The sequence below is a fragment of the Streptomyces sp. NRRL B-24085 genome (genome assembly GCF_001282115.1).
In the GTDB taxonomy this organism is placed as follows: Bacteria; Actinomycetota; Actinomycetes; order Streptomycetales; family Streptomycetaceae; genus Streptomyces.
Genome location: NZ_LJBR01000446.1, coordinates 1 through 8,685 on the forward strand (window position 1 = coordinate 1; position 8,685 = coordinate 8,685).

At 72.6% G+C, this 8,685-nt stretch carries 8 protein-coding genes; all 8 read left to right on the plus strand.

Annotated features, from left to right (window positions below; genetic code table 11):
• Nucleotides 1-300 precede the first annotated feature (300 nt).
• Nucleotides 301-1,536 (plus strand): fumarylacetoacetase, encoded by a 1,236-nt coding sequence (fahA, locus tag AOJ26_RS36125; protein ID WP_053852585.1) that lies wholly within the window; start codon nt 301-303, stop codon nt 1,534-1,536.
• Nucleotides 1,537-1,689: 153 nt separating this feature from the next.
• On the plus strand, nt 1,690-2,631 hold the full coding sequence (locus AOJ26_RS36130) for a M56 family metallopeptidase (protein ID WP_053852586.1): 942 nt from the start codon (nt 1,690-1,692) through the stop codon (nt 2,629-2,631).
• A 211-nt stretch (nt 2,632-2,842) separates the two neighbouring features.
• Nucleotides 2,843-3,628, plus strand: a complete 786-nt coding sequence (locus AOJ26_RS36135; RefSeq protein WP_053852587.1) for a GntR family transcriptional regulator — start codon at nt 2,843-2,845, stop codon at nt 3,626-3,628.
• 32 nt (nt 3,629-3,660) lie between these two features.
• Nucleotides 3,661-3,888: a 4Fe-4S dicluster domain-containing protein gene (locus AOJ26_RS36140; protein WP_053852588.1), complete on the plus strand. Its 228-nt coding sequence runs from the start codon at nt 3,661-3,663 to the stop codon at nt 3,886-3,888.
• A gap of 14 nt (nt 3,889-3,902) precedes the next feature.
• Nucleotides 3,903-5,240, plus strand: a complete 1,338-nt coding sequence (locus AOJ26_RS36145; protein WP_053852589.1) for an ABC transporter substrate-binding protein — start codon at nt 3,903-3,905, stop codon at nt 5,238-5,240.
• Nucleotides 5,237-6,118, plus strand: coding sequence for an ABC transporter permease (locus tag AOJ26_RS36150; protein ID WP_053852590.1), 882 nt, complete (start codon nt 5,237-5,239; stop codon nt 6,116-6,118). The genes AOJ26_RS36145 and AOJ26_RS36150 overlap by 4 nt, the downstream gene beginning before the upstream one ends.
• Nucleotides 6,102-6,869: an ABC transporter ATP-binding protein gene (locus tag AOJ26_RS36155; RefSeq protein ID WP_053852591.1), complete on the plus strand. Its 768-nt coding sequence runs from the start codon at nt 6,102-6,104 to the stop codon at nt 6,867-6,869. Before AOJ26_RS36150 ends, AOJ26_RS36155 begins: the two co-directional genes overlap by 17 nt.
• A gap of 11 nt (nt 6,870-6,880) precedes the next feature.
• Nucleotides 6,881-8,685: fumarate reductase/succinate dehydrogenase flavoprotein subunit (locus AOJ26_RS36160; RefSeq protein ID WP_063790373.1), on the plus strand; the 1,805-nt coding region annotated here is incomplete at its 3' end.

Here is an 8,685-nt window from a genome sequence, read left to right on the forward strand (position 1 = left end):
CGCGCTTCTGGCCACGGACCCCCCACGCGTCCCCCCACGGACGCGAGCCCCCGGACGCGGTCCCGCCCATCCGGTTCGTGCCCGTCCGTGCCCGTCCGTGCTCGCAAAGGACGCTAAGCCGGAATGGAAGCCTCCGACCGTCCCTTAACCGGACATTGCTAACTCTTTAGCCACATTGCTCTCCCTTTAGGCACTCCCGTGACCGGCGTCCCGGCCGTAACGTGGGCGCGACCACCGGACCGCAACGTGTGCCGCGACCAGCCGGTCCGCACGGCATGCGCGAGAGTGAGGCAGCACCCCATGCCCCCCTTCGAAGTCCCCTTCGACCTGCCCGAGGGCGACCCCTTCGGCCCGCACAACCTTCCGTACGGCGTCTTCTCGCCCTCGGGCTCGTCCGACCGGACCGTCGGCGTCCGGCTCGGCGACCACGTCCTCGACGCGGGCGCGGCCGCCGCCGCCCTCGGCTCCCCCTACGCCTCCCTGCTCGCCCGGCCCTCCCTGGACGCGCTCCTGGCCGCCGGCCGCACCGCCTGGTCGGACGTCCGGCGGGCGCTGACCGCCTGGGTGACGGTGCCGGCCCACCAGGAGGCGATCGCGGGCTTCTTCCACCCGCTGTCCTCGGTCGAGCTGCACCTTCCCTTCGAGGTCGCGGACTACGTCGACTTCTACGCCTCGGAGAACCACGCGCGTAACGTCGGTCAGATCTTCCGCCCGGACGCGGCGGACTCCCTGACCCCCAACTGGAAGCACCTGCCGATCGGTTACCACGGCCGCGCGGGCACCGTGGTGGTCTCGGGCACGGATGTCGTACGGCCGTCGGGGCAGCGCAAGGCCCCCGCCGACGCGGCTCCCGTGTTCGGGCCGTCGGTGCGGCTCGACATCGAGGCGGAAGTCGGCTTCGTGGTCGGCACGCCGTCCGCGCTCGGCAGGCCGGTGCCGCTCGGCGACTTCCGCGAGCACGTCTTCGGGCTGTGCCTGCTCAACGACTGGTCGGCGCGGGACATCCAGGCCTGGGAGTACGTCCCCCTCGGCCCGTTCCTCGGCAAGTCCTTCGCCACGTCGGTGTCGGCGTGGATCACCCCGCTGGACGCCCTGGAGGAGGCCCGGGTGGCGCCGCCCGCGCGGACGCACGAGCTGCTGCCGTACCTGGACGACACCGCCCCCGCCGTCGAGCCGGGCGGCTACGACCTGCGGATCTCCGTCGCGATCAACGGCCACGTGGTGTCCGAGCCGCCCTTCTCCACCATGTACTGGACGGCCGCCCAGCAGTTGGCGCACATGACGGTGAACGGCGCCTCGCTCAGGACGGGCGACCTGTACGGCTCCGGCACGGTGAGCGGACCCTCCGCCGGCGAGCGCGGGTCGCTGCTGGAGCTGACCTGGAACGGGCGGGACGCGCTGGAACTCCCCGACGGGAAGCGGACGTTCCTGGAGGACGGGGACGTGGTGACGCTGTCGGCGTGGGCTCCCGGCCCGGACGGGGTCCGGGTGGGCCTGGGCGATGTGGTGGGACGGGTGGTGCCCGGCGAGGTGTGAGGCAACCGGAGCCGTCCGAGTCCTGCCACGGGGGCTCCGGTCACGGCATACTGGCGGCGGGCGGTACGCGTGGGACGACGTGCCGACCGCCCCGCAGCGCTCACCGCACAGCCCCACCTCCCCTGTCTCCGATCAGGATCCGGAGCCCGTGGCATGACACTCTGCCTGCTCCTGCTGAGCACCGTCGCCGTGGCGGCCGCCGTGCCGGTGCCCCGCGCGCTCACCCGGGCGGCGTGGCCCGAACGGGAACCGGTGGTCGGCCTGTGGGTGTGGCAGTGCCTGGTCGCCACGGTGCTGCTGTGCTGCCTGACCGCGCTGGTGCTGGGCGCGGCGGCCGTCTTCCACACGGTCCGCGACCATGTGTTCGCCCCCGCACCGCCTGCGGTGACCGCGGCGTACGACCTGTCGGCCGCGCCGGCCTGGGCGGTCGCCTCGACCCTGCTGCTGGCGGCCGGGGCCGCGTGGACCACGGCGATGCTGGCACGCGAACTGGTCGAGGCCCGCCGGCGCCGGGGCCTGGCCCGTGAGCATCTGCGGGAGCGCGCGCCGGATCTGCCGGCCGGCCTGGGGGCGGCGACGCGCGGTCCGCTGCTGGTGCTGGAGGACGAGTACCCGGACGCGTGGTGGATGCCGGGGAGCCCGCCGCAGCTCATCGTGACGACCGGCGCGCTGCACCGGCTGACCGATCACCAGCTGGACGCGGTCCTCACCCACGAGCGCGGCCACGCGCGGGCCCGCCACGACTGGCTGCTCCACCTCTCGACCGCGCTGGCCACGGGGTTCCCGCGGGTGCCGCTGTTCGCCCACTTCTGCGACCAGACGCACCGGCTGGTGGAACTGGCGGCGGACGACACCGCGTCACGGCGGTGCGGCCACCTGACGACGGCCCTGGCCCTGATCGAGCTGAACCAGCACCGCGGAGTGCTGTCGTGCGCGTCCAGCCACCGGCTGCTGGGCGAGCGGGTGGACCGGTTGCTTGAGCCGCCGCCGCGGTTGCTGCGCCGGCAGCGGGCGCTGACGTCCGCGACGGCCGCGCTGGTGCCGTTGCTGCCGCTGCTGATCGTGTTCGGGCCGGGGTTGTCGGCGCTGGCGTAAGGGTCGAGTGTCGGCTGCGGCCCGGTGGGGGCTGGTCGCGCAGTTCCCCGCACCCCTGGGCGGGTTCCGGCCCGCCTGATTCCCCGTTCAGGTGGCACATCTCACCCTGCGGCATGAGAAGCCGCAGGTCAGTGCCGTATCCGTCACCTCGTCAGGTGGCGCAACAATCCGGCAACACAGGTTTTCCTACCAGGTCGGTATGGTTCCAGCCATGCCATCCACCGACCGCATCCGGGACCACGCCGGGCAGGGCGCGACCACCGTCGCCGCCCGCGCCAGGCGCCGGCTGCGCGCGGACCAGGCACGCCAGCTCGCCGACCTCCTGCGCCACCAGATCCTCACCGGCGGCTTCGAGAGCGGCGCCCTCCCCCACGAGACGACCCTCGCCGCCGACTACCGCGCCTCCCGCAACACGGTCCGCCAAGCCCTGGACCTGCTCCGCGCGGAAGGCCTGGTCGAACGCCTCCCCGGCGTCGGCACCGTCGTCGTCGGCCACAAGTACCCCCACGGCCTGGACCGTCTGATGGGTCTCGCGGAAACCCTGCACGAACACGGCACGGTCACCAACGAGGTCCGCACCATGGGACCCGCCCCCGCCCCGCACCCGGTGGCCCGGCGGCTCCAGGTCGAGCCCGGCACCGACGTCCTCTGCATCGAACGTCTGCGCCGCCTCAACGGCCTGCCCCTCTCCCTCGACCTCACCTACCTCCCGCTCGACCTCGGCACCGCGCTGCTCGGCGCCGACCTGGAGAACACCGACGTCTTCCGCCTGCTGGAGACGATCACCGGCCAGGGCCTCGGCCACGCCGAGATCACCCTGGAGGCGGTGAACGCGGACGCGCACTCCGCCGCCGTACTGGAGGCCCCGCGCGGTGCGGCCGTCCTCATGCTGGAACGCCTCACGCACCTCGCCGACGGCCGCCCGGTGGACCTGGAGTTCATCCGCTTCCGCGGCGACCGCATCACCATGAGCGGCCTGCTGCACCGCTCCCTGTAGAAGCCCCTGCTCGCACATTCCCGGAGACAGCCATGCCCTTGGTGCCCCAGCGGGCCGACGTGCCCGTGACCATCGACGAGTCGAAGTGCATCGACGGCTGCACGCTCTGCGTGGACATGTGCCCGCTGGACTCCCTGGCCATCGACACCAGCAGCGGCAAGGCCTACATGCACGTCGACGAGTGCTGGTACTGCGGCCCGTGCGCGGCCCGCTGTCCCACCGGAGCCGTCACGGTCAACATGCCCTATCTGCTCCGGTGAGAGGCCGAACACCCATGAAGAAGAAGCACGTTGTCGCCGCCCTGCTGCTGCTGGCGCCGCTGACGGCCTGCGGCAGCGCCCAGGCGGGCGACGGCTCGACGGTCACCGTCACCGTCGGCTACCAGTCCAGGACCATCAACACGGTCACCGCCGGCACCCTGCTGCGCTCCCTCGGCTACTTCGAGAAGCAGCTCAACTCCCTGCACGACGGCCACACCTACAAGGTCGACTGGCAGGACTACGCCACCGGCGCCCCCATCACCGCGCAGATGACCGCCGGGAAGATCGACATCGGTTCGATGGGCGACTTCCCGCTCCTCATCAACGCGGCCCGCGGCAAGCAGCTCGGCAAGCCCACCCACCTGGTCTCGGTCACCGGCTACAACCTCCGCGGCGGCCTCAACACCATCGTCACCGCCCCCGACTCCAAGCTGGACTCGCTCGCCGACCTGCGCGGCAAGAAGGTCTCCACCAGCGTCGGCTCCGCCGCCGACGGCACCCTCGTACGCGCCCTGCAACGGGCCGGCATCGACCCCGCCAAGGGCATCGAGAAGCTCAACCAGCAGCCCGCGGTAGGCGCTTCGGCCCTGTCGGCGGGCAGCGCGGACGCGCTCTCCCAGTTCGTCGCCTGGCCCGGACTGCTCACCTACCAGGGCAAGGCGAAGGCCCTGTACGACGGTGCCGAGCTGAACCTGCCCACCTTCCACGGCGTCACCGCCCGCGAGGACTTCGCCGAGAAGCGCCCCGCGGTCCTGGAGGCGTTCCTCAAGGCACAGGCCCAGGCCACCGACTACCTCGACGCCCACCCGGTCGCCGCCGCCGAGTCGGTCGCGAAGGCCACCGGCCTGCCCGCCGAGGTCGTCTACCTCTACAACGGCGCCCACGGCATCGCCACCTTCGACCCCTCGCTCAAACCGCAGTTGGTCTCCGCGCTGAAGCAGGACGTCTCGGTCCTGAAGGCGGCCGAGCTCACCGGCGACATCGACGTCGACTCCTTCGTCGACGACCAGTACGTCAAGAAGGCCCTCGGGTCCGGGTACGCCGAGCGCCTCGCCGCCGCTCCTCCCGCTTCCGCGAGCGAGGTCTGGCCCAAGGGCGCCTCCCGGACCCAGACCTTCAAGACGCCCACCGAGCTGCTGACGTACGTCTCCGCACACCAGGACGGCATCCGCGCCGCCTACGTGCCCGACGCCACCACCGGCACCCTCTGGTTCGCCGACAGGGCGGTCTGGGTGGCCGACGGCGACCGGCTCCTGCCCTTCGTCGCCCCGCAGACCGCGCGGGCGTACGTCTCCGCGCACGGCGGCGCCCGGATCGTCACGTACGCCGACGCACTGGAGCGGGCGTCATGAGCCGCCCCCTGCCGAAAGCCGGCCGGTACGCGCTCAGGGCGGCCTCCCTGGCCGTCGCCCTCGCCGGGTGGCAACTGCTGACCAGCCGGGACATCGACCTGTGGCTGCGCTTCTCGCAGTTCCCCACGGTCACCGATGTGGCGAGCGCCTTCGCCGACCGCCTCACCGGCCCCGACTACTGGACGGACCTCACCGCCAGCCTCACCCGCATCCTCACCGGCTTCCTGCTCGCCGCGGTGCTCGGCGTCGCGACCGGCGTGCTCATCGCGCGCTCCCCGCTCGCCGAGGACCTCCTCGGCCCGTTCCTGGAGGTCGTCCGCCCGATCCCGGCGATCGCCCTGGTCCCCGTCGCGATCCTGCTCTTCCCCTCCAACGAGCAGGGCATCGTCTTCATCACCTGCACCGCCGCCTTCTTCCCCGTCCTGGTCTCCACCCGGCACGCCGTCCGCGCGCTGACCCCCGTGTGGGAGGAGGCGGTGCTGACCATGGGCGCCGGCCGATGGCGGATCATCGCCTCGGTCGTCCTGCCGGGCGCCCTGCCCGGCATCTTCGGCGGCCTGTCCGTCGGCATCGGCGTCTCGTGGATCTGCGTCATCTCCGCCGAGATGATCTCCGGCCAGTACGGCGTGGGCTACCGCACCTGGCAGGACTACACCGTCGTCGACTACGCGGGCGTCTTCGTCGGCATGGTCACCATCGGCGTCCTCGGCTGGCTCACCTCCACCGCCGTGGAACTGCTCGGCCGCCGCCTGACCCGGTGGCTGCCGAGGACGTCCTACGCCGGCCGCCGAACCCCGCGGCGTGCCCGCAGCACCCGCACCGACGTGCCGGTCAGCGTCCGGCCCAAGGAGGGCATCCCCCATGACCAGCTCGTCTGACCTGCGGACCGGCTCCGGCACCGGTGCGGCACTGGCCCTGCGCGGCACCGCTCTGGGCCGGCCCGGAGCACCCGTGCTCGACGTGCGGGAACTCGACGTGGCACCCGGTGAGATCCTCACCGTCGTCGGCCCCTCCGGCTGCGGCAAATCGACCCTGCTGCGCACCCTGGCCGGCCTCCTCGCCCCACTCTCCGGGCAGGTCACCCAGGACGCCCGCGCCCTGACCGGCCCCTCGGCCGACCGCGCCCTGGTCTTCCAGGAGGACGCCCTCCTGCCCTGGCGCACCCTGCGCGCCAACGTCGAACTCCCGCTGGCCGTCAAGGGCGTGCCGCGCACCGAGCGCCGCGCACAGGCCGCGTCCTGGCTGGAGCGGGTCGTACTCGCCGACCAGGCCCGGCAGTTGCCGCACCGGGTCTCCGGCGGGCAGCGCCAGCGCGCCCAACTGGCCCGCGCCCTCGCGGGAGCGCCCCGCGCGGTCCTCATGGACGAACCCTTCGGCGCCCTCGACGCCCAGACCCGCGCCGGCATGCAGGACCTCCTGGTGGAGGTGCTGCGCGGCACGGGCGCGACCGTCGTCTTCGTCACCCACGACGTGGACGAGGCCCTGTTCCTCGGCGACCGCGTGGCACTCCTCGGAGACGGCCGCCTGACCGCCGTACGCGAGGTGCCGCGCCCGCGCGACCGGTCGGCGCACGACCATCCCGCGCGCGTGGCGCTGCGGCGCGACGTCCTCTCCTCGCTCGGTACCTGAAAGGCCCCCCGGTGACCACGCCCTCCTTGAACCCGCCGCTCGAGATCCCCGCGCCGACCGACGCCGAGGAGATCACCTGCGACGTCCTCGTCGTCGGCGGCGGCACCGCCGGCACCATGGCGGCCCTGACCGCCGCCGAGCGCGGTGCGAACGTCCTCCTGCTGGAGAAGGCGCACGTCCGGCACTCCGGCGCACTCGCCATGGGCATGGACGGCGTCAACAACGCGGTCGTCCCCGGCCGCGCCGAACCCGACGACTACGTCGCCGAGATCACCCGCGCCAACGACGGCATCGTCGACCAGTCCACCGTCCGCCAGACCGCCACCCGCGGCTTCGGCATGGTGCAGCGCCTGGAGTCGTACGGCGTGAAGTTCGAGAAGGACGAGCACGGCGACTACGCGGTCCGCCAGGTCCACCGCTCCGGCTCGTACGTGCTGCCCATGCCAGAGGGCAAGGACGTCAAGAAGGTCCTCTACCGGCAGCTGCGGCGGCGCGAGATGCGCGAGAAGATCCGCATCGAGAACCGGGTGATGCCGGTGCGGGTGCTGACCGCCGAGGGCCGTGCCGTGGGCGCGGTCGGCTTCAACACGCGCACGGGCGGGTTCGTCACCGTCCGCGCCGGCGCGGTCATCCTCGCGACCGGCGCCTGCGGCCGCCTCGGCCTGCCCGCCTCCGGCTACCTGTACGGCACCTACGAGAACCCGACCAACGCCGGCGACGGCTACGCCATGGCCTACCACGCGGGCGCCGAACTCACCGGCATCGAGTGCTTCCAGATCAACCCGCTGATCAAGGACTACAACGGCCCCGCCTGCGCCTACGTCGCCAACCCCTTCGGCGGCTACCAGGTCAACCGGCACGGCGAACGCTTCGTCGACTCCGACTACTGGTCCGGCCAGATGATGGCCGAGTTCGCGGCGGAGGTCGCCTCCGACCGGGGCCCGGTGTACCTGAAGCTGAGCCACCTGCCCGAGGAGTCGATCTCGTCCCTGGAGTCGATCCTGCACTCCACGGAACGGCCCACCCGCGGGACCTTCCACGAGGGCCGCGGCCACGACTACCGCACCCACGACATCGAGATGCACATCTCCGAGATCGGCCTGTGCGGCGGCCACTCCGCCTCCGGCGTCCGCGTCGACGACCACGCCCGTACGACCGTCCCCCGCCTCTACGCCGCCGGCGACCTGGCCTGCGTCCCGCACAACTACATGATCGGCGCGTTCGTCTTCGGCGACCTCGCGGGCGCGGACGCCTCGCAGTACACGCCGTACGAAGGAGAGTTGCCGCTCGACCAGGTCCGCGAGGCACACGAACTGATCTACCGCCCGCTGCGCAACCCGGACGGGCCGCCGCAGCCCCAGGTCGAGTACAAGCTGCGCCGCTTCGTGAACGACTACGTGGCCCCGCCGAAGTCCGGCGCCCGGCTCTCGCTGGCCCTGGAGTCCTTCGAGCGGATGCGGGACGACATCGCCGCGATGGGCGCCCGCACCCCGCACGAACTGATGCGCTGCGCCGAGGTCTCCTTCATCCGCGACTGCGCGGAGATGGCCGCGCGCGCCTCCCTGGCTCGCACCGAGTCCCGCTGGGGCCTCTACCACGACCGCCTCGACCACCCCCAGCGCGACGACGCCTCCTGGTTCCACCACCTCGACCTGCACAAGTCCCCCTCCGGAGCGATGGAGTTCACGGCCCGGCCCGTGGCTCCCTACCTGGTCCCGGTCGACGAGTTCACCCCGGTCGGCGGCCCCTCCCGGCACCTCGGCGAGGTGCATCCGGAGGAGGTGGCCACAGCGGGGGCACGGGACCGGGCACGGAG

Coding starts and splice junctions, on each gene's coding strand:
- AOJ26_RS36140 (WP_053852588.1), top strand. CDS start 3,661: ATGCCCTTGGTGCCCCAGCGGGCCGACGTGCCCGTGACCATCGACGAG.
- AOJ26_RS36150 (WP_053852590.1), top strand. CDS start 5,237: ATGAGCCGCCCCCTGCCGAAAGCCGGCCGGTACGCGCTCAGGGCGGCC.
- AOJ26_RS36135 (WP_053852587.1), top strand. CDS start 2,843: ATGCCATCCACCGACCGCATCCGGGACCACGCCGGGCAGGGCGCGACC.
- AOJ26_RS36130 (WP_053852586.1), top strand. CDS start 1,690: ATGACACTCTGCCTGCTCCTGCTGAGCACCGTCGCCGTGGCGGCCGCC.
- fahA (WP_053852585.1), top strand. CDS start 301: ATGCCCCCCTTCGAAGTCCCCTTCGACCTGCCCGAGGGCGACCCCTTC.
- AOJ26_RS36155 (WP_053852591.1), top strand. CDS start 6,102: ATGACCAGCTCGTCTGACCTGCGGACCGGCTCCGGCACCGGTGCGGCA.
- AOJ26_RS36145 (WP_053852589.1), top strand. CDS start 3,903: ATGAAGAAGAAGCACGTTGTCGCCGCCCTGCTGCTGCTGGCGCCGCTG.